This is a genomic window from Butyricimonas sp. RTP31003st1_G1_RTP31003_210430, from assembly GCF_040920905.1.
GTDB lineage: Bacteria > Bacteroidota > Bacteroidia > Bacteroidales > Marinifilaceae > Butyricimonas > Butyricimonas paravirosa.
In genome coordinates this window covers 51,766-76,198 of the sequence record NZ_JBCOSQ010000021.1, presented here as the reverse complement: position 1 = coordinate 76,198, position 24,433 = coordinate 51,766, and the positions used below count along the sequence as shown (strand labels likewise).

At 41.6% G+C, this 24,433-nt stretch carries 19 protein-coding genes; 13 read left to right on the top strand and 6 right to left on the bottom strand.

Translation table 11 applies throughout. The features are described from left to right. Both AB5542_RS08655 and AB5542_RS08650 read left to right on the top strand, forming a co-directional pair. The coding region (locus AB5542_RS08655; RefSeq protein WP_368243031.1) for a hypothetical protein at positions 1-1,062 on the top strand (1,062 nt) is incomplete at its 5' end. A gap of 87 nt (positions 1,063-1,149) precedes the next feature. Continuing rightward, positions 1,150-1,872 carry an MBL fold metallo-hydrolase gene (locus AB5542_RS08650; protein ID WP_279038702.1) on the top strand — a complete coding sequence of 241 codons (723 nt, stop codon included), beginning with the start codon at positions 1,150-1,152 and terminating at the stop codon, positions 1,870-1,872. A gap of 57 nt (positions 1,873-1,929) precedes the next feature. Here the strand turns inward: AB5542_RS08650 and AB5542_RS08645 are convergent, their stop codons facing one another. Further along, positions 1,930-2,967 (bottom strand): linear amide C-N hydrolase, encoded by a 1,038-nt coding sequence (locus AB5542_RS08645; protein WP_087419393.1) that lies wholly within the window; start codon positions 2,965-2,967, stop codon positions 1,930-1,932. 117 nt (positions 2,968-3,084) lie between these two features. Between AB5542_RS08645 and AB5542_RS08640 the strand changes: the two genes are divergently transcribed. The 10 genes from AB5542_RS08640 to AB5542_RS08595 all read left to right on the top strand — a co-directional run bounded on the left by AB5542_RS08640 (position 3,085) and on the right by AB5542_RS08595 (position 17,058). Further along, complete coding sequence (locus AB5542_RS08640; protein ID WP_279038703.1) at positions 3,085-3,357, top strand: zinc ribbon domain-containing protein; 273 nt, start codon at positions 3,085-3,087, stop codon at positions 3,355-3,357. A gap of 270 nt (positions 3,358-3,627) precedes the next feature. Beyond that, the gene (locus tag AB5542_RS08635; protein ID WP_087419394.1) at positions 3,628-4,209 is read left to right on the top strand and encodes an RNA polymerase sigma-70 factor; all 582 of its coding nucleotides are present in this window, start codon (positions 3,628-3,630) and stop codon (positions 4,207-4,209) included. Positions 4,210-4,294: 85 nt separating this feature from the next. After that, entirely contained in the window at positions 4,295-5,431 is a 1,137-nt protein-coding gene (locus AB5542_RS08630; protein WP_118303040.1) for a FecR family protein, read from the top strand. Between the two features lie 89 nt (positions 5,432-5,520). Then, positions 5,521-8,808 carry a SusC/RagA family TonB-linked outer membrane protein gene (locus tag AB5542_RS08625; protein WP_158581813.1) on the top strand — a complete coding sequence of 1,096 codons (3,288 nt, stop codon included), beginning with the start codon at positions 5,521-5,523 and terminating at the stop codon, positions 8,806-8,808. 12 nt (positions 8,809-8,820) lie between these two features. After that, positions 8,821-10,257 carry a RagB/SusD family nutrient uptake outer membrane protein gene (locus AB5542_RS08620; RefSeq protein ID WP_158581814.1) on the top strand — a complete coding sequence of 479 codons (1,437 nt, stop codon included), beginning with the start codon at positions 8,821-8,823 and terminating at the stop codon, positions 10,255-10,257. Between the two features lie 13 nt (positions 10,258-10,270). Continuing rightward, positions 10,271-11,035, top strand: a complete 765-nt coding sequence (locus AB5542_RS08615; RefSeq protein WP_158581815.1) for a DUF4843 domain-containing protein — start codon at positions 10,271-10,273, stop codon at positions 11,033-11,035. A gap of 17 nt (positions 11,036-11,052) precedes the next feature. Next, on the top strand, positions 11,053-12,552 hold the full coding sequence (locus AB5542_RS08610; RefSeq protein WP_118303048.1) for a hypothetical protein: 1,500 nt from the start codon (positions 11,053-11,055) through the stop codon (positions 12,550-12,552). An 18-nt stretch (positions 12,553-12,570) separates the two neighbouring features. Continuing rightward, positions 12,571-14,631 (top strand): hypothetical protein, encoded by a 2,061-nt coding sequence (locus AB5542_RS08605; RefSeq protein WP_158581816.1) that lies wholly within the window; start codon positions 12,571-12,573, stop codon positions 14,629-14,631. Positions 14,632-14,725: 94 nt separating this feature from the next. After that, positions 14,726-15,817: a peroxiredoxin family protein gene (locus AB5542_RS08600; RefSeq protein ID WP_279039299.1), complete on the top strand. Its 1,092-nt coding sequence runs from the start codon at positions 14,726-14,728 to the stop codon at positions 15,815-15,817. Further along, a complete protein-coding gene (locus AB5542_RS08595) occupies positions 15,814-17,058 on the top strand; it encodes an amidohydrolase family protein (RefSeq protein ID WP_279039301.1) in 1,245 nt (414 codons plus the stop codon). The genes AB5542_RS08600 and AB5542_RS08595 overlap by 4 nt, the downstream gene beginning before the upstream one ends. A 38-nt stretch (positions 17,059-17,096) precedes the next feature. Here the strand turns inward: AB5542_RS08595 and rnr are convergent, their stop codons facing one another. Both rnr and AB5542_RS08585 read right to left on the bottom strand, forming a co-directional pair. Continuing rightward, positions 17,097-19,391, bottom strand: coding sequence for a ribonuclease R (gene rnr, locus AB5542_RS08590; protein WP_279039303.1), 2,295 nt, complete (start codon positions 19,389-19,391; stop codon positions 17,097-17,099). 523 nt (positions 19,392-19,914) lie between these two features. After that, positions 19,915-20,811, bottom strand: a complete 897-nt coding sequence (locus AB5542_RS08585; RefSeq protein WP_279039305.1) for a helix-turn-helix domain-containing protein — start codon at positions 20,809-20,811, stop codon at positions 19,915-19,917. Positions 20,812-21,009: 198 nt separating this feature from the next. Between AB5542_RS08585 and AB5542_RS08580 the strand changes: the two genes are divergently transcribed. Beyond that, on the top strand, positions 21,010-22,008 hold the full coding sequence (locus AB5542_RS08580) for a cyclophilin-like fold protein (protein WP_279039307.1): 999 nt from the start codon (positions 21,010-21,012) through the stop codon (positions 22,006-22,008). A 46-nt stretch (positions 22,009-22,054) separates the two neighbouring features. On the opposite strand, the gene AB5542_RS08575 is transcribed toward AB5542_RS08580, so the two are convergent. The 3 genes from AB5542_RS08575 to rnhA all read right to left on the bottom strand — a co-directional run bounded on the left by AB5542_RS08575 (position 22,055) and on the right by rnhA (position 24,345). After that, entirely contained in the window at positions 22,055-22,711 is a 657-nt protein-coding gene (locus tag AB5542_RS08575) for a DedA family protein (protein ID WP_279039309.1), read from the bottom strand. Positions 22,712-22,779: 68 nt separating this feature from the next. After that, positions 22,780-23,748: an NAD-dependent epimerase/dehydratase family protein gene (locus AB5542_RS08570; protein ID WP_087419403.1), complete on the bottom strand. Its 969-nt coding sequence runs from the start codon at positions 23,746-23,748 to the stop codon at positions 22,780-22,782. 108 nt (positions 23,749-23,856) lie between these two features. Beyond that, on the bottom strand, positions 23,857-24,345 hold the full coding sequence (gene rnhA / locus AB5542_RS08565; RefSeq protein ID WP_279039312.1) for a ribonuclease HI: 489 nt from the start codon (positions 24,343-24,345) through the stop codon (positions 23,857-23,859). Positions 24,346-24,433: the final 88 nt, after the last annotated feature.

Below are 24,433 nucleotides of genomic sequence, written 5' to 3'. Positions count from 1 at the left end.
GAGTGTATACTAATCGGCAAAAATCCTGAACGTTTTTTGATAACATGGTGGAGATTTGATTGCTTTACGATTATAATGATGATTAAAGAGCGACATGAAATGAAACAGGAAGTTTTACATGATAATTTATTGAAAGCAATCCGGGAGAAACTCCCTTATGAAGAAAATCTAGCAAGTGTATTGGGGAATTTGTTGTGTATCGGTAAAGAGGCTATTTATCGACGTTTGCGAGGGGATGTCCCGTTTACCTTGTTGGAGACAGCCCAAATTTCTAAAGAGATGAATATCTCGATTGACGGAATATTGGAGTCGGTTTCGCCTAAAAGTCGGCCTTTCCAGTTGAAATTGACAGAATTTATCAATCCGTTGGAAATAGATCTTGACATGATGGATAATTTTGTAGATGTTTTCCGTTCGATAGAACCGAACACGTATTCGGAGGCAGCTTCGTCTACCAATATTCTCCCACAGGCACTCTATTTAAAATATAAATACCTAACCCGGTTTTATTTGTTCAAGTGGAAAGCACAACATGATGGTCTGGATTCCGTGCAGCCGTTACATGAGATTGTTATTCCGGATCGTATGGTACAGATTCAAAGAAATTTTATCACGGAAACCCAGAGGGTAAAAGATTCCTGTTTTATTTTTGATAACATGATCTTCATGTATTTAATCAATGACATTAAATATTTTTCGAGCGTGAACTTGATTTCTGATAATGATGTGCATGAGCTAAAAGAGGAATTGTATCGTCTTTTGGATTACACGGAACGGCTTGCAGCCCGGGGAAAATTTGATAATGGGCACAGGATAAATTTCTACATATCCAATATTAATTTTGACACGACCTACTCGTATATTTTAACTCAGAAATGTAAACTTTCATTGATCAAAGCTTTTACCCTGAATTCCGTGGCCTCTTTAGATGACAAGACGTTTGATAGCGTGAAGAATTGGATTTCGTCGTTGAAACGTTTTTCTACTTTAATATCGGAAAGTGGTGATTTGCAGCGTATTCATTTCTTTCGAAAACAACGAGAATTGGTTTCGACGTTATAAATTATTGGGAAATAATTCATAACTTTGGGTGTAGATCGGAAGTAAGTTTACGATCTGGTGATTGTTACCATTAAAATTGAAGTTATCATGAAAACGACAGTAGTGATATTATTGATTACGCTAGGTATGTTAACTAAGACTGGAAAGTTCGAGACGGATTTTTTCAAAACGAAAGACGGGAAGGAGTTGAGAATTACTTTTATCAAGCATGGTAGCTTGATGTTTGAGTACGATAGTAAGATCATGTATGTTGATCCGGTTTCTGATTATGCTGATTATAGTAAATTACCTAAAGCAGATGTTATCTTGATTACCCACGAACATGGCGATCATTTGGATTCGAAAGCCATTTCGGCGGTAGAGAAAGAAGGGACGCTCCTGATCACGAATGCCTCTTCCCGGGAGAAACTGGGCAAAGGGCAAGTCATGAAAAACGGGGATCGTCTCAAACCTGATTCTTGGTTTGAATTGGATGCGGTTCCGGCCTATAACACGACTCCGGGAAGGGAAATTTATCACCCGAAAGACCGGGATAACGGATATGTATTGACGTTCGGGGGAACAAAAGTATATGTGGCAGGAGATACTGAAGATATTCCGGAAATGCAAAATTTGAAAGATATTGATATTGCCTTTTTACCCGTGAATCAGCCTTACACGATGACCCTTCTCCAAGCGGATCGTGCGGCACGAGTGATAAAACCTAAAGTCTTTTACCCTTATCATTACGGGGAGACGAACGTGGAAGAATTGAAATCTTCTTTGAAAGATATTCCGGGAATTGAGGTACGAATCCGGCAACTGCAATGATAAAGTATAAAATCCATGAAGTTCTCAAACCTCATGGACTTAATCAAATCATTCCTTTTATATCACTTCGAACAAGAATTTGAACGAGGGACTGTTTACCATGTCCTTGGCCGCATTCCCCGCGTAAGTTTCTCCGTTTGCAAGGTTTAATTTCTTGACAGATGCACCTTCTGAAAAGTCTAGGTCTTTCATGTTAATCCAGAATACATTGGGAGTCATCGTGGATTCGAAGAAATATACTTTATTCTTTTGGTCGGCGACCGTTCTCCATCGAGTGGAAGAGATATTAGGCTGTGCCGGGGTAGAAATCCCAAGAGGAACCGATACATTGCGTATAACGCTAAAAACTCCGGCTACTGCTTCTCGTTGATTGTCTGTTTGCGGGATAACATTAATGTAAAATGATGCCCTGACAAAACGGTCTGCAGCCCGGTTGGTTCCCGGTAACATTACCAGGCCACCGATTTGTTGCCAATAATTATTTAGCGTGATTTGTTGTTCGTAAGAAGGAGAGTTTGTCATGACTTGATATTCTTTCCCTTCGTGTATGATGAGTTTTCCCTTGATGTATTCGAATATGGCGCTATTCCCTGATGCGTCAGAAATGGCCAAGTGTAAAGTTGATTTCGCCCCGTTCGGCATATCCGGTGCGTCTATCCGGAATGTCTCTTTGCTTAGCTCCTTTACGGCCTCATCCACGGTTGCAAAATTGTCAAGTACATACTGGGTCCAGATGCTGATTCCCATGACCGGACGAGTGTCGTTTGGACGGTAATAATCGGATTCTGTCAGATATAGGAGATTGGCCACCAAACCTTTTTCATTCATCCCGTCAGAAGTACCGATGTCGTATCCTGCCGTGATGACACTTCCGTATTTGGATTTCCAATGAATCGTGTTCCCCTTGTCCGCCCCCGCTCTCTCGATTCCTCTGGGGAACACGTAAATATTGGACTTTAAATCTTCTTTCCAGTCCATGGTTCGACCTGTTACAACCATCCCGTTTTTACCGAGATATACCACACGGGTACAAGCTTGAGTGTATGTTGTCAGCATTCCTGCTACCAATAATGTTGTAATAAATAATGTTTTCATTTCTATCCTTTTTAATCTTTATATTGAACGAATAGTAGGCGTAATAAGTTCCCCAAAAGATATACAAGATGATAAAATTCATATATTTGCCATAATTTAAAACCTAAAACCTAGATTATGGGAAACAAATTTTGTCAGAGTTGCGGGATGCCGATGACGGCAGACGAACAATTTGGTCGTAACGTGGATGGTTCCCGAAATGAAGAGTATTGTTCTTACTGCTATCGTGACGGGGCTTTTACTGAAGATTGCACGATGAACGAGATGATTGACCACTGTCTGCAATTTCTCGACGAATTCAATAAAGACATGGAGCATCCTTACACGAAAGAAGAGGCTCGTGCCGAGATGCAACAATTCTTTCCAATGCTGAAACGTTGGAAAAGTTGATCGTTTTATAGTCAAAGTTGGATAGGTATAATTAGTTATCATTCTATTCTGGATGGAGTGGTAATCTTATTATTGTATCGGGCTAAAGATTCTAAGAATAAATTTTATATTTGTATCATTAAATGAACGTTTAATAATAGCCTATTTTAGCTACGGCGTTCACTTATGTAGGAATTTGTGCAAATTATAAATAACTAGTTGCCAAAAATTTGAATAATATTCGTTTTTGCGATTTTATTCGAGAGTTTTTTATTATTAAACGTTCATTTTATGACATCAAAAGTTCCAATAAATCAAGATCGTTTAATAAATGGGGATGAGAAAGAATTTAAGTCCTTGTTTGATTTGTTGTATGTTGGAATGGTGCAGCAAGCGACGTTTTATACAAATGATTTTGCTGTTGCGGAAGATGTTGTGCAGGAAGTTTTTGTTCGTTTGTGGGAAAAACGGGGGGAGTTGAAAAGTGTTCAAAATCTTGAGGGGTATTTGTTGTTATCCGTAAAAAATCGTTGTTTAAATTATCTGGAACATCAACAAGTGGTGGATAAATATAAACAATATTATTTGTTGCAGGAAATACAAGATGATGATGAAGATCCAGAACAATTCATAGAAGATGTAGGTAAATTGTTGGATAAGTTACCGGAAAAACGTAAAATGGTATTGGAACTATGCGTGATAGAATCTAAATCCTACGCTGAAATTGCAGATCTATTAGGAATCTCTTTGAATACGGTAAAAGATCATGTGAAGAAAGCCTACGCTTTCCTACGAGAAGAATTGCGCAAAGAAGTTTCTTATCCGATATTATTTTTTGCCCTTTATTTCAAAGGGAAAAGTGCATCTGAATAAATAATCTTTAATTTTTTTATTTTTTTGAGCCACTCGTTTTATTTCTTCTCCTGTCTTTAGGGTATAACAGCCAGAAATAAAGAAAATGAATATAGAAGAAATAATAATAAAACGGCTTTCGGAAGAACATTTGTCAAAAGAAGAAAGTGTTTTTTTTGACAAGTGGTATCAAAATTCTTCCAACCGGGAATATTATAATGATTTACTGAAGATTCGTTCGGGCATCATCGCTTCTCAGGTTAAGGAGAGAATTGACAAGAGAAAGGCGTGGAATCAAGTTCATCCAGCACGTAAAATATCCCTGATACGGACTTTGTTGAAATTCGCAGCTATTATGATATTACCTTTGAGTCTCGGGGTTTTCCTCCTCATCCGTGAAAATAAACAGGAAAAAGTGGTTTATGCTGAAGTGCCCGTGCAACCGGGTAGAAAGCAAGCCGTGTTGACCTTATCTTCTGGTCAGCAAGTAATGCTTGCGGACACGATCGTTCACGTGAACGAGAAAGGAATGGTGATTTCAAATTTTCCGGATAAAGAATTGGTTTATAAAATCATGAATGATACCATGAAGACAGAAACTATTTACAACACGGTCACTGTCCCTCGTGGGGGAGAATATAAGCTGGTGTTGGCTGATGGTACCATTGTTTGGTTAAACTCCGATAGCCACATTCGTTATCCGGTGACATTTTCCGGTAATACACGGCAGGTTGAATTAGAGGGGGAAGCCTATTTTGAGGTGGCTAAAGATGTGGAAAAACCTTTCATCGTGCGTATGAACGAGTATAATGTGAGAGTGACAGGTACTCAATTTAACGTTCGGAATTATTTGAATGAGAGTCTGGCGACAACGCTAGTTGAAGGGGGAGTACAGATCGAGAGAAAGGGAAAGGTAGACAGGTTACGACCGGGACAACAAGCTGTTTTGGAAAATAATGAAATACGGATACGGGTTGTAAATGTTGAAGAGCAAGTGGCTTGGAGACATGGTGCGTTTGGTTTCACGCAATGCCGTTTGGAAAATATCATGGAAGAGCTTGCCCGTTGGTATGATGTTGACGTGTTTTATATGAATCAACAGGTAAAAGATTATCACTTCTCCGCTTGGTTTAAACGAAGTTCTTCGATAAACGAGGTGATTAATATATTAGAAAAAACAAAGAAAATAAGTTTAGATTTAAAGGGACGAATTCTCACGGTAAAAGATATAAGTAGAAATTGAAAATAAAACAGGAAGCTTGCGCCAACATGCTTCCTGGATGAAAACTCCTCGCCAAAGGAATTTTAATGTTAAACTTGAAAAACAAAGTTATGAAATTTTTATGTAGAAACCTAATCTGGATTATGATTAAAATCAAGCTAGTATTCCTGGTATTGATTTTGGGCTTCTCTAGTTTGAATGCGAAAGTGTGGTCGCAACAGGATCGGATTGATCTGGTATTTGAGAACATGAATATGGTTCAGCTTTTTGAACAGATTCAGCAAAAGACCAATCTAAAATTCGTATTTAACCATGAGGATGTTCAAAAATATACCGTTAGTGGAAAAGTACATTACAAGACAGTATCGGAGATTCTTGATCTTGTTTTTGCGGATAAACCTTTACGATACGAGATTACGAGTGATCATGTTGTGATTTTTTATGTTCAACGACAAGATGATGAGAAGAAAGTTACTGGAGTAAAGGTAAAAGGTACGGTTACAGACGAGGAGGGTATTCCGTTACCGGGTGTTACGGTAATGATAAAATGGACATCAATAGGAACGGCAACGGATATTGATGGAAAGTTTAACTTGGAAGTGCCTCAATCGGATACGACAAAATTGATTTTCTCCTTCGTGGGAATGCAGAATTATGAATTAAAGATCTCCAAGAAGAAAACAGAGTATAATGTCGTGATGAAGTCTGATACCAAGGCATTAGATGATGTTGTGGTTACCGGATTTTTCACCAAGAAGAAAGAAAGTTTCACGGGGTCTGTGAAGACAATGACCGTTGAGGAAATTAAGGCGGTATCTAATACAAATTTGGTTAGTGCCATTTCGATGTTAACTCCCGGTATGCGAATGGTGGAGAATAACGCTTTCGGGTCGAACCCGAACCGGATGCCTGAAATCGTCATTCGAGGGACTTCATCTCTGTCCACGGAAGCGGACCAAAGTGCTAACCAGCCAGTTATTATGTTGGATGGTGTAGAGATCACGATGCGAGATTTGTATGATATTGATATTAATGATATCGAACGTGTGGATGTTTTAAAAGATGCTTCTGCTACGGCACTTTATGGAGAAAAGGCTGCTAATGGTGTTATTGTTATTGAGCGAAAAAGAGTGCTGAATGATAAATTACGATTGTCCTATAATTTGGATGGAGCATTGGAGGTTCCTGATTTGAGATCATACGATTATCTGAATGCAAAAGACAAATTAGAGTTTGAACGTTTGGCGGGGTTATATAATTTTTCTTTGTTGAATGATTTTGAAGAATATAATAGGAAGAAAATATTAATTTCTAAGGGAATGGATACTGACTGGATGTCCAAGCCTTTACGTTCGGGTTACACGATTAATAATTCTATCGGGGCTAGTGGCCGAGGTAACGGGATGACCTATCGGTTGAATGCTAATGTGCGAACGGTGAAAGGAGTTATGCAAAAAGACTATCGTAATACGATAGGTCTGAATATGTTCCTTTCCTATCATGTCGATAATAAATTGACCGTGTCCTTTCAATCCAGCTTTTCTGATTTGAAATGGAAAGAGAGTCCTTATGGAAAGTTTTCGGATTACGTGGTTATGAATCCTTATGATTCTCCTTATGATGAATACGGGCGTTTGAACAAGACTCTTTCATGGGAAATGGCAAATCCTCTGTATGAGGCTGAATGTGGTAATTATGATAAAGGGTCAAGTCGTTCCTTTACGAATTCATTGTCCTTCCGTTGGGATGTGAGACCCGGTCTTTTTGTGAATGGGACGGGGACGATTGTAACTTCTAAAGATAGAACGGAAGTTTTCTATTCTCCTGAATCTAATGTGTTTAAGGATGCAACGAGTCGTTCGGAGCAAGGTTCTTTGCTTATTGAAAATGAGCAGTATCTGAAATATGAGGGACGGGTTGTTGTGAATTATGCTCAAAATTTTGGAGAGGACTTCTTGTTAACCTTGCATGGTGGTGCGGACATAATGAAGGAGACTACTACAACAGATGGATATACGGCTTATGGTTTCTACAAATCTTCCTTACATGCACCAAATTTTGCGGCAGGCTTTGGTGAAGGAAAGCGTCCTACCGGATCGGAAGAAATAAGTACGAGTATAGGACCTTTTGTAAATGCAAACTTTATCGTGAAAAATCGTTATTTCGTGGACGGGTCTTTCCGTCGTTCCGGTTCTTCTAAATTTGGAGATAAGAATCGTTTCGCTCCTTTCTGGTCTGTAGGTGCTGGATGGAACATTCATAACGAGGAATTTGCGACTCGTTTTGGTTGGTTGAACACGTTCCGTCTTCGCTATTCTTATGGTGTAACCGGTAATGTTAGTTTTGCTCCTTATCAAGCTGTGACAACTTATTTTTATAATGGAGAAAATTTCTATTTGCATGGTATTGGTGCGGTGCCCAAAACGATGGGTAATCGGGATTTGAAATGGGAGTTGACGAAAGCTCATAATTTCGGGTTAAACCTTGATCTTTGGGATGACCGAATCAGTGCGACGTTTGATTATTACGTGAAGACAACAGACGACGTGTTGATTGATATGTCGGTTCCGCCTTCAGTAGGAGAGATTACGGTTCGAAATAATTTGGGACAGATGCGTAACAAGGGATTCGAGTTTGAAGTAACGGCCTTGTTGGTAGCTTTGGAAGATTGGCGGTTTAGCTTGAAAGTAAACGGGGACCATAATAAAAATGAAATTTTGGGAATTAGTAATAGCTTGGCAAAATATAACGAGGAGGCTAATGCTGATGGATCCTCGGCTCCAAAAATCTTGTATAAAGAAGGAGAGTCAACTTCTGCCATTTATGCTGTACGTTCTGCAGGAATTAACCCCGCAACGGGAGAAGAGGTATTTATCAAGCGAAATGGTGCTTGGACCTTGGAGTATGATCCTAATGACAAAGTGGTAGTGGGTGATGAGTCTGCTTGGTTAAAAGGTGCGTTTTTCCCAATGTTATCATATAAGGGATGGCAATTGAATATGGCCTTCGAGTATAATTTCGGAGGACAAATATATAATACGACTCGTGCAGATAACGTGGAGAACGTGAATCCGAGAAATAATGTGGATCGGAGAGCTTTTGAGGAACGTTGGAAAAATGTGAATGATGTTCCCGCTTATTTGGATATTGCAAATGCAGATTCCCGCACAAGTTATCATACTAGTCGATTTGTAGAAGATGATAATAACGTGATATGTAGAAGTATAGAGTTAGCTTATGATTTTAATCAAAATCTATTGAAAAAAATTGGTTTCAAGCGTTTAAGACTGAGTGTGGGAATGAAAGACCCATTCCGTATGTCAACCGTGAAATTTGAACGGGGTACGGAATATCCATTTAGCCGGGGATTTACTTTCTCAATTAGTCCGACCTTCTAAAATGATATGATTATGAAAAGATTGATATACACATTATTTATCTTATTGACAATCTGTTATTCTTGTGATAGTTTCTTGGATGTTAGACCGACAGGAGAAATTGTGAATAATGAATTGTTTGAAACTGCCGAAGGATTTGAAGAGGCAATCTATGGTGTCTATTCTTATTTAGCGAGAGAACCTCTGTATGGGAAAAATATGACGTATGGTTTGGTGGATGTTGTCGGACAGTATTTTTCCGGAGGATGGGATCAGCACTGGTCTAATCAGTTGCGGCTTTACAATTACAAACATATGGAAGTGCGTCCGGAAATCGATGCGATATGGGAATCCATGTATAAAGGGATCTCTTACGTGAATAATATGCTGGAAAATCTTGCCAAACATGATTCTACAAAATTTGCCTTGTATAATGTTTATAAAGCTGAGGGATTGGGATTACGAGCTTTCATGCATTTTGAACTTTTACGTTTGTTCTCAGAGAGTATAATACAGAATCCGAATGCAACGGGAATCCCATATCGTGAGAATTATACTTACCAAGTAACCCCATTCGATCCGATCAATGAGTCTTATAATAAGATCATTCGTGATTTTAAAGAAGCAGAAAGATTATTAGCTACTCATGGAGAGTATTTTGATCGGGTGGATGAAAATGCTGGGGGATTCGTGAAGGATCGTGTGATTCATATGAATCTTTATGCAGTACAAGCTTTACTTGCTCGTGTTTATTGGGAAAAAGGAGATTTAGAAACAGCAAAGAACTATGCCATGAAAGTGATTGATTGTCCTTTCTTCTCGATGGAGGATAAGACAAATGTGGAGGATATTATGAACGGTATTATTTCTGATAAAGAAACGATTTGGGGATTATATTCTGAAGAATTTCCTAATTATACGCGGGATGTAATGTATTCTAGTGGTGGAAACAATTACTATGATCCGAAACCGGATTATAGGGAGATTTACGAGGTTGACCAAGACGGGTTTGATTATCGCTTGGATAAGTGGTTCCAGACTTTGTCTGATCATGGTGCGGAAGGTTTGCGGTGTATGAAAGTGGTAGATCGTTTTAAAGTACGATTAAATACTCGTCCCGTGACTAAATTAAGTGGGATTAACATGATTCGATTACCAGAGTTGTATTATATCGTGTCAGAATATTATCTTGTATCAGATAATATGGAAATGGCAGCGACTTATTTAGATAAAGTTGTGAAAGCTCGCGGTTTAAGTGGCTTTAACAAAGGGGATGGCATTGTTGTTGTGTCGCGAATGAATATTAATAATGACCGCCGTAAAGAATTGGTTTGTGAAGGGCAATGGTTCCAGATTATGAAACACTATAATATGTCAATTTATGAATCAATAACCGATCAAACATTCCAGGCCTCAAAAGATATTTATGTGTTCCCGGTACCTGATAATGAGTATGAATATAGAAATTAATATGAATGTTGTTATGAGAAAATTATTATACACGAGTATTACTGCGCTATTGTTATTAGGGGCATTGTTTTCATGTACGGATGAAGATTATAAATTGTATAATACCTCTTTAACAAATAAGATTTATTTTGACAAGGACACGTTCTTTTTTGAATATGGTCCCCGTGAAGATAAAGAAGTTGATCTGGAAGTCCCGATTAGTTTGATTGGTTTAGCTAATTTTGATCGAGATGTTGAATTTAAGGTGAGTGCGGATGTGCGTAATTCAACAGCGAAATTAGGAGTTCATTATAACATGGATGAAATTCAAGTGTTTATGAAAGACTCTGTGACAGCAGCTATCAAATTAGATTTTAAACGAGATAACCTAGTAAAAGATATTCAGTATAAATTATACTTGAATTTGGAAGCAAACGATGAATATATACCAACCAATAGGACAAAATGCCTCGTGTTTTTTGGTGATATTAGTATCGAGCAACCCGAATGGTGGCGTCCTGATCGATTAGGAACCTATAATCAGGATAAGTTGATATTATTTATCAAGTATTTCCATGAAACTAAAGAAAAATTGCCCGTCTTGTATGACGATATTGAATCCAAATGGGGAGAATATCTGGATAACGAATCACATAGCCGATATCCGTATTTACTGACGACCTATGTTTATTTAGGTTATTTTAAACAGCATATTTATACTCCGATGTATGAGTATTATCTACAGACAGGAGATGAACATTATAAATTGCCCAATCCGGCAACAACAGAGTATGAATAATTGAAAATTAGGCTTTTATGAATAGAATAAAATATATATGGGGTATATTGATCGTTTTATGTTGTTTGCAAGCATGCTATGATGATAATTCTAAATTGGCAGATCAGCCTATTATAGAGGTAAATATTTTACCTACAGCAAAAGATTCGATCAATATTTATTTCAATAACACGCTGGAAATTAAGGCTGATATTGAAAGTGAGACAGATGCATTAACCTATCAATGGGATATGGGACTTTATGCCGAAGATCCAAAAACTGGGGAATCTACAACGGTTTTTAAAAACATTTCTCAAGAAAAAGATTTGAGTTACGTTGTTCGAGAGTTGGGGCATTACCACTTACGGCAGATAGTGACAAGTGAGGATGGAAGTACAATTAAATATTATCATGTTTTTGTTAATTCTCAGTTTGAGGAAGGTTTTACAATCCTAGAGCGTCGTCCCGATGGAAAAGGTGGTATTTCTTTCTTGAAAACGTTAACTCCGGAAGAGATAGAGGCAGGAATGGAACCATCATTCATGCAGAATGCTTTTGCGTATGCGAATGGAGGTAAAGAATTATATCTAGATCCAGTGGATATAGATAAAGTGGGGAATTATTTATACATTTTGCATGGGGAAAGTCAGAAATTAGTGCAGATAGACGCTAAAACTTTTGAAGAAATATATGAATATGATTTCAAATTCTATCAACTGGATTTTGTTCCAACCACGATGATGACTTGTGATTACCGTTATTGTACAGAGTTTACTGTAACTTCTAAAAATGGAGGGGTTGCAATGGTACAAGTGCAACAACAAGCGATTTTCCCATTCCCGGGACTTCCACAAGGTACAGTTTACACGGATGGGTATGATCGTCCTAGTTATTTTAGTAGTTCAACAGAGGTCTTTATTAGTAAAGATCGGGATGCTGTATGTTGGAGTGGTGCTAATGGTTATGATCCATTCTTTTCATTTCAAAATTGTTTCGATTATTTTAAAGGAAAGTATGTATTGAAGATTTTCCAGAATGAGAAAAGTGATGGTAATGATGTTTTTGTTGTGTATCGTGATGGTGGCCAGACTAAAGTTGTTGGTATTCATTCTGCTATGTTAAATTTATCCACGGGAAAAGGATTATGGGTCTTATTTGAACGTCCTGTAAGAGAAGGAATTATTACAGAAGAATCGCAAATTCTACCTAATGATTACTATACTTGTGCATTTGTATCTCATAAAAATGAAGTGTATAAATGGTTCTATACTCAATTAGATTTGGACGCAATGCCATTCATCAAGTTACCTGAAGGAGAGGAAATTCGTTGTTTGAATCATTATCAAAAAAGTCGTAATGATTCAAATTATCAAGATTATTCTGTGCAAAAAGAAATTTATATAGCTTCATATAATCCGAATCGAGAAGGGGAATTCAAGGGATCGTTATGGGTTTATAATGCGGATACAGGAAAACTGATAAATAAATATGAAGGGATTTCTTATGAACCTGTTGATATGTTCTACAAGATTAAATAGAAATTAATAATGAAGATTATGAAACGATATATTGTAAATCTAGTGTTTTATAGCATCGTGTCGCTTTGGATATTTTCATCTTGCGAGGATTATGACTTCAAGGATATTCCTGATCCGGTGATTCCGGAAGATATGACCCCGGGTTTGAAGTTATCACGGGATGAGATTATGATCGATGCAATGGGAAATGCCCAGGGATTCGAGCTACGTTCCATTGGTGGCGGGTGGAGCATTGAGCCGATCGAGGAAACCAATTGGATTTTTGATTATGAACCGAAATCCGGAGACGAGGGTAATGCTGTTGTCGGGATTACTTTGAGGGTAAACGAGGGGATGCAGGAACGTTACACGAGAATGATTGTTCGCCAGGAGAATACCGGCGTGACCGACACCGTGTTCGTTGGTCAGTACACGTATGAATCCAAATATACTCGCAGAAGTGATAGTTTGGCATTACTTGTTCTTCACGAATCACTTAATGGAGAAGGATGGCGTAACCCGTGGAATCCTAGAAAACCGATGACAGAGTGGTCCGGAGTTACCTTAGAAGAGATAAATGGAGAATTGCGAGTGACAGCGTTGCTATTGTCTGACTTCAGTTTGTCTGGTAACCTGCCTAATGAAGTGGGTAATTTACGGGAATTGACCTCTCTGCGGATTACCGGGAAAGTTTACAAATGTCCGAATAGCTTGATTAACTTGAGGAAGTTGGAATCCTTGAACGTGAACTTCTCGGATGGGACGGAGTGGTTCTTGCCGAATGATATGTCTTCCATGCTTTCATTAAAGGAATTCAAGCCGGGACAATTGAAAATCCCGATGGAATCTTTTGCGGCATTCTATACTTTGCCTGCGCTGGAATCCTTGTCGTTATCAACGATATACCTGATCGGGGACTTGCCGGAAGGAATATCCAAGTTGAAACACTTGAAATCGTTAGATCTTGCAGGAACGAATATTTATAGTTTACCGAATGATATTGGGGAGTTAGCGGAGAATTTAACAACATTGAATTTACGTGGATGTCAGGCTTTGGCCTCTTTGGGTGAGAATATCGGGAAATTAGTGAATTTGAAAACTTTGATCTTATCCGGTTGTAAAGTGTTGAAAGAACTTCCCGAAGGTTTTGGAAACTTGATCCAGTTGACGGCATTAGATTTATCTGATTGTGAGAGGTTGGAGCGTTTGTCAAGTGATATAGGAAATTTGCAAGTAAGCACTTTGACTTTAAGAGGATGTAAGCTACTGAAAGTCGTCCCGGAAAGTTTTGGTAAACTGGATAAACTGACGAAATTGAATTTTTACGATTGTGCTGCTTTGGAATCATTACCCGAGAGCATTGGTAACCTGACAAAAGTAACAGAAATAGATTTAAGTCAATGTACGGCTCTGACTTCTCTTCCGGCTAGCTTGGGACAGTTGACTGGTCTGAAGAAATTGACCATGCCGAGAACTGGTTTAACGACACTACCCGCCGCAATTTCTTCTTTGTCCGCCTTGGAAGAGCTGGATGTTACCGGGAAAGAGGGTACGCCGGGAATCCGTGGAGTTGCAGCCGATGTCTTCTCTGGTTTGACGAAATTGAAAAAATTGAATGCAAGTAACAATTCATTCTCGGGTGATCTTTCTTGGCTGAAAGACCTATCGGCATTGCAGACATTGAGATTGGATGGTAACCAATTATCCGGGCAGCTTGATTTGAGCCAGTTCAGTCCGAATTTGACCGATGTCTATCTTTCAAATAATAAGTTAGAAGGTAACTTGAACGGGATTTCAACTCTGACGAAGGTTCGGAACCTGTACTTGGAACACAACTTGTTATCAGGTGAATTACCTGCCGAATTAGGAAATTGTTCGACCTTGAGTTATTTCTATTTAAGTAATAATAATATTACCGGAACAATTCCTGTAGAGGTGGCCAAAATGAACTTGGGTTACAGTGGATTGAAGCTGAATGGGAACAGGATGTCAGGAGAAATTCCGGCAGAAGTATTATCATCAGCTGTGTGGAAGAAGTTATATCCGGAAACGAATATCTATCCTCAACAAGAGGGATATGGATTCTCGAATGTAAAATAATATAGTGTGTTGTTTTTATCAAGGGGCTTTTTTAAGCCCTCTTGATTTATAAACTTGCTCTTCGGGGGGGGGATAATCATATAATGAAAATAGCATGAAGAAAATAATTATTGTCGGGTTATTTTTACTTGTTCTGTTCGGCTGCAAGCAAACTACAGTCCAGATTGCGGGAGAAGTTGAAAAGCAATGGAGAAGTGATAGCGTGGAAGTCACGCTTCCTAATGCCCGACGAAGAGAACGGTTGATGGTTGCTTCGATTCAGAAAGATGGGACTTTTCATCTTTCGGGTAATATTGCACCGGGTAAGCTTGTGTTTGTCAATTTCTCGAAAGATTATGTCCGGATACCGGTATATATTGAGCAAAAGCATTATACGCTTGTTGAGTCTGGGGATAAGTATTACCTTCTTTCCGAAGAATCGTCATTGCAAAATCGATACGTGGAATTCCTGAAAGAACTCGATAAATTGAATCAGGATTACGAGAAGGAGTGTCAGGGTTACGATACCATCACGGACATTCATCAGAAAGCCACCCGTTCGGAAATGCTGGATCAAAAGTTCACGAGAAAGAATGAGCTTGTGTTAGAAGGTATTCGTGAATTTGCCGGAACGGAAATTGCACAAAACCTGATACACGAAATCCTTTTTTATTGTGAGGTTGATTTTAAATTTTTTACTCAAGCAATCGAAGCTTTGGGAGATAGCATTCCGAATAGCGGGATGAAGACGAGGATTTTTGATGCTTACAATAAGTTGAAAGCAAAACAATTGATCGGACAAGCTCCGGATTTTGAATTACCGGACGTAAAAGGGCAGAAGATCCGATTGGCTGATTTCCGGGGGAAACACGTGCTTTTGGATTTTTGGGCATCTTGGTGCGCTCCTTGTCGAAAAAAGAACAAGGAATTGAACCAACAGTATCCGGAATTACGGGATGCGGGATTAGAAGTAATTTCTGTTTCTCTGGATAGTAAAAAGGCTCCTTGGCTACAGGCATTGAAGGAAGACCGGGTAGCGTGGGTGCAGTTGATTGACGAGACTGGTTTTGAACAGAGTGAAGTGCGGAAGGCTTACAAGGTGGAACAAGTTCCCACGGTTTATCTGATAGGTCCGGACGGGAATATCTTGTTGAAGAATCCGGAGGTTGAAGAGATACATGAAATCATAAGACAGAAGAGATCATGAGATTAATAGGTTGTGTTATAATATCTCTCCTGTGTTGTTTCCATGGAAATGCGCAGGAGAAGGCGATCATCCTGAAGAATGTGAATGTCGTGGATGTCGTGGAAGGAAGCATCCGCAAGGGACAGGATGTCGTGATAAAAGAGGGAATAATTCAAGCGGTTGGTAAAGGTGCCGGGACTGGCGTTTCTGGAGAGGTGAAAGATCTGACGGGAATGTACGTGATGCCGGGATTGATCGATGCACACGTGCATATTGCGAATGATCCGAAGGAATCACAGGCGGATCGGGCGAAGCATTTAGAATATTTCTTACGCCACGGGGTAACCTCTATCCGGGATGCGGCGGGAGATGCCCGGGTATTGCGAGAATTGAAGGAGGGAGTACAACAGGGGAAATACTTGGGGCCGGACATCTATTATGCGGCCTTCATGGCCGGACCGGCTTATTTTGAAGGGAATGACCGGGAGAAAAGTATGGTGGAAGGCTGGCCTGAACCTTATGCTCCTTGGATGCAGTGTATTCGTCCTGATTCCGATTTGGATAAGGTGATGGAGGATGCGAAAGAATGGGGATGCACGGGAGTAAAGATTTATGGCGGGTTTGACCGGGAAACATTGTTACCGGTCGTTCGAAAAGCCAAGGAACACGGGTTACAGGTATGGGGACATGCCACGCTTTTCCCCGCCAAACCGTGGGATGTTGCGGATGCCGGGGTACAGGTGATCTCTCATGCTTATATGTTGGAGTGGGAAGGGGTATCGGAAGAGTTGAGCGGGAATATCTTTGAGAATTACGAGAAATTTTACGACAAGATTGATCATAATAAAATATCGGTAGAACGGTTTCTACAAACCGTAAAATCAAAAGGACTTATTTTTGATCCTACTCTTTTCTTGTGTATGGAAAATAAGATGGATTGGTCTGCCCGTTTTGTGGGAAGGGCAAACCAGATCGGTGTGAAAATCTGTGCGGGTACCGATTACATCAATGATTTAAACCGTCCCTTTCCTTTTATTTTCGACGAACTTGACTTGTACGTGGAGAAATGCGGTTTTTACCCCATGGAAGCGATTTTCACGGTGACAAAAGTAGCTGCAGAGGTGTTGGGTGCTGCCGATAAAGTGGGTTCCGTGGAAGTCGGGAAACAAGCTGATTTGTTAGTCCTCCCCGGTAACCCGTATGATGATATTAAGGAGTTGCGGAAAATTCGGATGATAATCAAACGAGGACAGATTTTGTGATATGGAAATAAGACCATGAAAAAGTTGAGTTTTGAAACTCAACTTTTTTTATTTCTTTTCTTTCCTTTTTTCTCGTTTCTTCTTGCTGGTGCATCTCCTCGCCTTCCCCGTCGGAGTTTACGTTCCGGGCGCTGGCGGTTGCCACTGGCTTTGGGAGGAACCACTTTTGCCGGGGCGGCAGTTGTGGTACTCGTACTTTCCACGAGAGCGAAATCCAGTTGACGGGCAACCAGATTAGCTTTTGCTACTTTCACGAGTACCTGATCACCTAGTTGGTACACTTTCCGGTGGTGACGCCCCACGATGCAGTAGTTTTCTTCGTCGAACTCGTAATAGTCTCCTTCCAGCTCGTTGATAGAAACAAGTCCTTCGCATTTGGTGTCATTCAGTTCCACGTAGAAACCCCATTGCGTTACACCAGAGATCGTTCCCATGAAATTCTCGCCCAGTTTGTCGCTCATGAACTCGACTTGCTTGTACTTGATGGAAGCTCTCTCTGCATTGGCGGCGATTTGTTCCATGTCGGAGCAATGTTTACACATCTCCTCGTACTTCTCGGCATTGGCAGAGCGTCCGCCGTCAAGGTAACGTTGCAGCAAGCGGTGGGTCATCACGTCCGGGTACCGACGGATCGGTGACGTGAAGTGCGAATAGTAGTCGAAAGCCAGTCCGTAGTGTCCCACGTTCACCGTCGAGTAGACGGCTTTTGCCATCGTGCGAATAGCCAGCGTTTCGATCATGTTCTGTTCCGGGCGGTCCTGCACGTCTTCCATCAATTTGTTCATGGAAGAGGAGATTTGGCGAGGTGTACCTGTCCGGATGCGATAACCGAACTTGGCGATAAAGCGGCCGAAATCTTCCAGTTTCTCGGTGTTCGGTTGTTCGTGAATACGATACACGAATGTTTTGGCTTTTTGGTCTTCCTTGACTTTTCCGATTCTTTCGGCCACCTTTTTGTTGGCGAGAAGCATAAATTCTTCGATCAGTTTGTTGGCCTCTTTCGAGCGTTTGAAATACACGCCCGTGGGTTTCCCGTTCTCGTCAATATCGAAACGAACCTCGATCCGGTCAAAAGCGATGGCACCGTTCTGGAAACGGGCGGCCCGTAATTTCTGTGCCAGATCGTTAAGGGTTAATATCTCTTCTTTATAGTCACCCTCGCCGCCCTCGATCATGGCTTGGGCTTCCTCGTAAGTGAAACGGCGGTTTGACTTGATGATAGTCCGTCCGAACCATTGTTTCACTACCTCGGCTTTATCGTTCAACTCGAAAACCGCCGAGAAACAAAGTTTCTCCTCGTCGGGACGCAGCGAACACAACCCGTTGGACAGGTGTTCCGGTAGCATCGGGATCGTGCGGTCCACGAGATACACGGATGTTGCACGGGAGTAAGCTTCCTTGTCCAGCACCGAATCCGGGGTTACGTAGAAACTGACATCCGCGATATGCACGCCGACCTCGTAATTCCCGTTTTTCATTTTTTGGAGCGAGAGGGCATCGTCAAAGTCCTTGGCGTCTTTCGGGTCGATCGTGAACGTCGTGACTTCCCGGAAGTCTCTCCGGTTCTTGATCTCCTCTGCCGGGATGGCATCCTTTATTCTCTTTGCGGCTTTTTCCACGTTTGTCGGGAATTGCACGGGCAGTTCGTATTCCGCCATGATGGCATTCATTTCCGTGTCGTTGTCTCCCGGTGTTCCGAGAACTTCCAGCACTTTACCCACGGGGTTTTTCTGGTTCTCCGGCCACTCGGTGATCTTGACGATGGCTTTTTCTCCATCCTTGGCCCCGTTCAAGTCGGTTAAGGGGATAAATATATCGTAGGGTAACTGTTTGCCCGTGGGAACGAGAAAGGCGTATTGTTTGGAGCATTGTATGATGCCCACGAATGTCTCTTTCTTGCGTTCGAGGATTTCCACCACTTCCCCTTCGGGGCGTCTTTTGGAACTCCGGGCGTAGAGCAACACTTTTACCTTGTCGCCGTTTAAGGCGTGGTTCAAGCCAACCTGGGGGATGAAAACGTCTTCCTGGCAATCATCCGAGATCAAGTAGGCGGTACCTTTGGCCGTCAAGTCAATAATTCCGGTCACGTAAATGGTATTTACCTTGAATTTGAATACCCCGGTTGATTCTTCCGTGAGCATATTGTCATTTTTCATCTCGTAAAGAACGGTCATGATCAATTGCTTGGCATTCATGTTCTTGATGCCTAGTCTTTGGGCTAGTTGCTTGTAATTGAAGTTTTGATCGGGGTTACCGGAAAATATATCGTATAATAATCGGTGTAATTCTTTTTTACCGATGTCTCTCTTGCTTTTTTTCTCTTTCTTTGGCATAATCTAAATCGTAAAATATCGGGTATGGGCGATAAAAGAACGCCTGTCCCTCTTAAATAAAGTTACTAATGTACTGTTTTATTTTCGTATTTTTATATATAAAGTTTCAAAATCTCCGTTTTTCTTTCTTGAGAGATGTTTAGACAACTTGAATTGCTTGTCGGGGAGAATGTTTTAGCTTTCTTCCAAATAATCGTTTTTGATATTGTTAGTTGTATGATTTTTAGGTGGTTATTTATGCCCTTGTTAATAACGATTTGTGAAATTATACATGAGCAATAGCTGATCACTTTCGTGTAAAGCGCTATTAGAACGCTATTAAAACGCTATTAAAGCGCTATACTAAATAGCGTTTTAATAGAATTTTAATAGTGTGATTATAATTTTTTATCCGGAAGTGATCATCAAGTGATCTATTATACTTGATGTAATGATTATGAAATAAGGGACTTAAAAGGTTTGTCGTGGGGAGAACGACCCGATGGGTACCCGTTTTGTATTTACGGGATACCCATTTTTTTTATCAATTCTGGGCTCGGAATTCGTTGGGGGTGCATCCGGCCACCCGTTTGAACATCCGGCTTAAATGCTGGGGATATTGGAATCCCAGATCGTAGGCGATTTCGCTCATCGTTTTGTCCGAGGAGAGTAGGTTTTCCTTGGCACGTTCGATGACCTTGGTCTGGATGTATTCCGAGGCCGTTTTCCCGGTTTGTTTGCGGATCATATCGCCAAAATAATTTGGGGAAAGAAAGACCTTGTCTGCGAAGTATTTGACCGAGGGTAAGCCTTCTTGTTGCGGCGTCGGGCCATCAAAATATTCATCCAGCAAACGTTCGAACCGGACGATGATGTCGTTATTTTGCTGGTTGCGGGTAATGAATTGTCGGTCATAGAAACGGAGGCAGTAGTCCAATAGTACTCCAATATTTGCCGTGATCAGCCGTCGGCTGTGTTTATCAATGGCGTGTTCCAATTCTGCTTGTATTTTATTCAGGCAATCTATGATCGTTTGGCGTTCTTCCTCGGAGAGGTGTAGGGCTTCATTTACCTCGTAGGAGAAAAACGTGTAGTTACGAATCTCTTGTCCGAGTGCCGTACCCCGGATGAGGTCCGGATGAAACAGTAGCCCGTGGGCCATGGGGCGAACTCCGGGAGCCATGTCAATTCCGGTGATCTGTCCCGGGCCGAAACTGACGATGGTGCCGTCTTGATAGTCATAGAACTGCCGTCCGTAGCGAATGTCGCCACATTTGATGTCTTTTAGGAAAAGGGCGTAGATGCCGTAGTTAAAAATTGCCTGTGTGGGCCATTGGGTGGATTGTGATAAATCGACGACGCTGACTAACGGGTGGCGAGTTTCCAATCCGAAGAGTTTGTTGTAGTCGTCCACGTTGTTTATTTTCAGTATCTCTTCCATGTTGTTCGTTATTAGCTACTCACAAAAATAAGATATTTTATCGGAAAAATAATCGGTGTGTTTTCAAGTTCCGTAATTCAGGTATAAACTTCTGTAAATCGTATACAGGCGGGCCGCTTTTCCCGATCTACATTTGTATCAATGTAAAACGTATGATTGAAAAGACTACGATTATTAATTTGAATAAAAAGTGGAGATATGAAAAAGTTATTATTTATTCCGTTCATATTGTTGGTCCTGGTGTCCATGGCAGCGTGTGGCAGTTCGGGGGATAATTCGTTTGTACCGGACGAGGAACCCGGTATGTCCGTGGATTCGGTCGGTAACCGTCGATATTTGGTTCTTTATAGTTCCCGTTCCGGGAACACGGAAAAAGTGGCCCGTCAGATTAGCACGATACTTAATTGTGATATATTGGAAGTGGAACCCGTGACGGCTTACGAGGAGGATTATAATGCCATGCTTGACCGGGCAAGCGAGGAACTGGCGGCTATCGATAGGGGGAATTATCCGGCTATCGCAACGTCCGTGGATGACTTTGACAAGTATGATCTTATTTTTATCGGTTACCCGATCTGGTATGGTCGTATGGCCACGCCGATGCAGGCTTTCCTGCATGAACACGCTTCCAAATTGGAGGGGAAACGGATTGCCCTGTTTGCCACGAGCGGGAGTAGCGGGATGTCAACTTCCGCAAATGAGGCCCGGGGGTTTTGTCCGCAAGCAACTTTTACAGAGACTTTGTTGCTGACGTCAAGCGGGCTTGCCCAGATGGAGAGCCGGGTGGCAACGTGGCTTGAAGGGTTGGGTGCTAACCGGGAAGAAGAGGAGGATGAGGTGAGTTCGCTGAAAGTGAAGATTACTATCGGGGAACGGACGGTGACGGCGACAATGGAGGATAACGTGACGGCGAAGGCATTTCTGGCTCGCTTGCCGTTGGAGGTGGAGTTGAGCGATTACGCCGGGGCGGAGAAAATTTTCTATCCTTCACCGAAGTTGTCTACCGAGGGGGCTCCCCGGGGAGGTAATCCCACGGCGGGAAGTATTATGCTCTACGAACCGTGGGGGAACGTGGCGATTTTCTATAAGAGTGGCTCGGCTAGTAATAGTCTCATCCCGATGGGACAGGTTGACGGGGATGGGATCGAGGTCTTCCGTGTCTCCGGCTCCTTGAAGGTGAAGTTTGAAAAACAATAGAAGGAAAAGATTTGTAAATGGAGAGAAATATGTGAAACGAAACGTGTTAAGCGACACGTTTCGTTTGACGTTTATTTCTCCATATCTCGAAGATGGCCGGGAGTATCGAGATAACGATGATCAGAACAATGAGTAATTTTAGGTTTTTCTGAACAATTTCCAAGCCACCGAAGATGTACCCGGCATAGGTGAATAAAGCTACCCATATGACGCCGCCAACCACGTTGAAGGTTGCGAAATGGCGATAGCTCATGTGTCCCATTCCGGCAACGAAAGGTGCGAAAGTACGGACAATCGGAACGAAACGGGCTAGAATGATGGTTTTTCCCCCGTGTTTCTGATAAAAGTTGTGCGTTTGTTCCAAGTAGCTTTGCTTGAATATTTTGGAGTTCGGGTTGCTGAACAATTTATCCCCGAATAATCTGCCAATTAGGTAGTTGGATGCGTCCCCTAATATGGCGGCGATACAGAGGAAGGCCACGATAAGGTGAACGTTTATGTTGTTTGTCGGGAGAGACGCTAGGGTTCCTGCCACGAATAGCAAAGAGTCTCCCGGTAGAAAGGGGGTTACAACTAAGCCGGTTTCGCAGAAAATTATTGCGAAGAGTATCGCGTATATCCAAATTCCATATTGCGCCACGAGATCTGCTAGGTGAGTGTCAATGTGGAGGATAAAGTCAATCAGAAAGTGAACGTATTCCATAGGTGATTGGCAAGATGAGTTTATAGGAAAAGAGCCACTTTGTAGCAAGCGGCTCTTTTATGTAATCTTTATTTGATCAATCCTTTGTCGAATTTTTCTTTCACCTTGATCAACATATCGTTTGTCATGCTGGTAAGGTCGAATTTCGGAGCCCAACCCCATTCTTCGCGGGCGCAAGTGTCGTCCATGCTGTTTGGCCAGCTGTTGGCGATGGCTTGTTTCACCGGATCAATCTGGTAATCCATCTTGAAGTCGGGGAGGTGTTTGCGGATTTCGGCAGCGATTTGCTCGGGTTCGAAGCTCATGGATGCGATGTTGAAGCTGTTCCGGTGTTTTAATTTGCTGGGATCGGCTTCCATTAATTGTACAACTGCATTCAAGGCATCCGGCATGTACATCATGTCCATGTAGGTTCCCTCTTTCACGTTACAGGTGAATGAACCTTTGCGGATGGCGTCGTAGTAGATCTCTACGGCATAATCCGTGGTTCCGCCACCGGGGAGAGTCACGTATGAAATCAATCCCGGGAAACGCACGCTACGGGTGTCAACACCGAAACGGTTGAAGTAGTAGTCGCTTAAAAGCTCGCCTGTTACCTTGCAAACCCCGTAAATCGTGGTGTTAGAACGTTGCAGCGTGTCTTGGGGAGTTTTGTCTTTTGGGGTATCGTTCCCGAAGGCCCCGATAGAACTCGGTGTGAACACGGCACAATTGTTATCCTTGGCAATGTACAGAGAATTCGTTAAAGCACCAATATTGATGTCCCAAGCTAGTTTTGGGTTCTTTTCTCCCGTGGCTGATAACAGGGCAACCAGGTTGAAAATGGTGTCAATATTGTATTTTTTCACGATGGCACTGAAACCTTCCCCGTCAAGAGCGTTCAATTCCTCGAATGGACCTGCTTCTGCCAATGCTTTACATTTTTCAGCACTAATATCAGCTGCCACTACATTGTTGTTTCCATAAATGGATCTCAAGTGGGGTACCAGTTCGGAACCGATTTGTCCCCCTGCACCAACGATTAATATTTTTTTCATCTCTATAAGTTTTTGTGATGAATGATGTTACTTTTTCTAGTTTTAGATTGTAGCGCGAAAATAGTTATTTTAGAATCTCCTTGACTAACAATTGACAATTTTTTTTGCCTATTCACTAAAAAGTTGTTCGTCAGAACTCTGTTCTGCTTCATAATATTCATCGATTTGCAGGTTCGGGGCTTTATAGGCGGCCACGGCGAGCTGGTCACAACGTTCGTTTTCCGGGATATTGGCGTGTCCTTTTACCCAGATGAATTTCACGCGGTGTTTGCGATAAAGGGCGAGGAATTGTCGCCAGAGGTCTGGGTTCTTTTTTTTCTTGAATCCGGTCTTTTCCCAACCGAATACCCAACCTTTTTCAACGGCATCGACCACGTATTTCGAGTCGGAGTAGATGGTCACGTTGCTCCCTTCGAAGCGCAGGGCGGCAAGCCCGATGATGACGGCGAGCAATTCCATACGGTTGTTCGTGGTCCGGCGGAAACCTTCCGACAGCTCTTTACGATGCGGTCCGGCCATAAGTACGACCCCGTAGCCTCCCGGTCCGGGGTTACCGCTGGCGGCTCCGTCTGTGTATATCGTGATATTATGTGACATGTATTCGTTTTTATGCCGTAAAAGTAAGCATTTTGTTAAAATATTTGTATATTTATGTCGAGGAAACAACAGGCCTTTGTGTGGACCT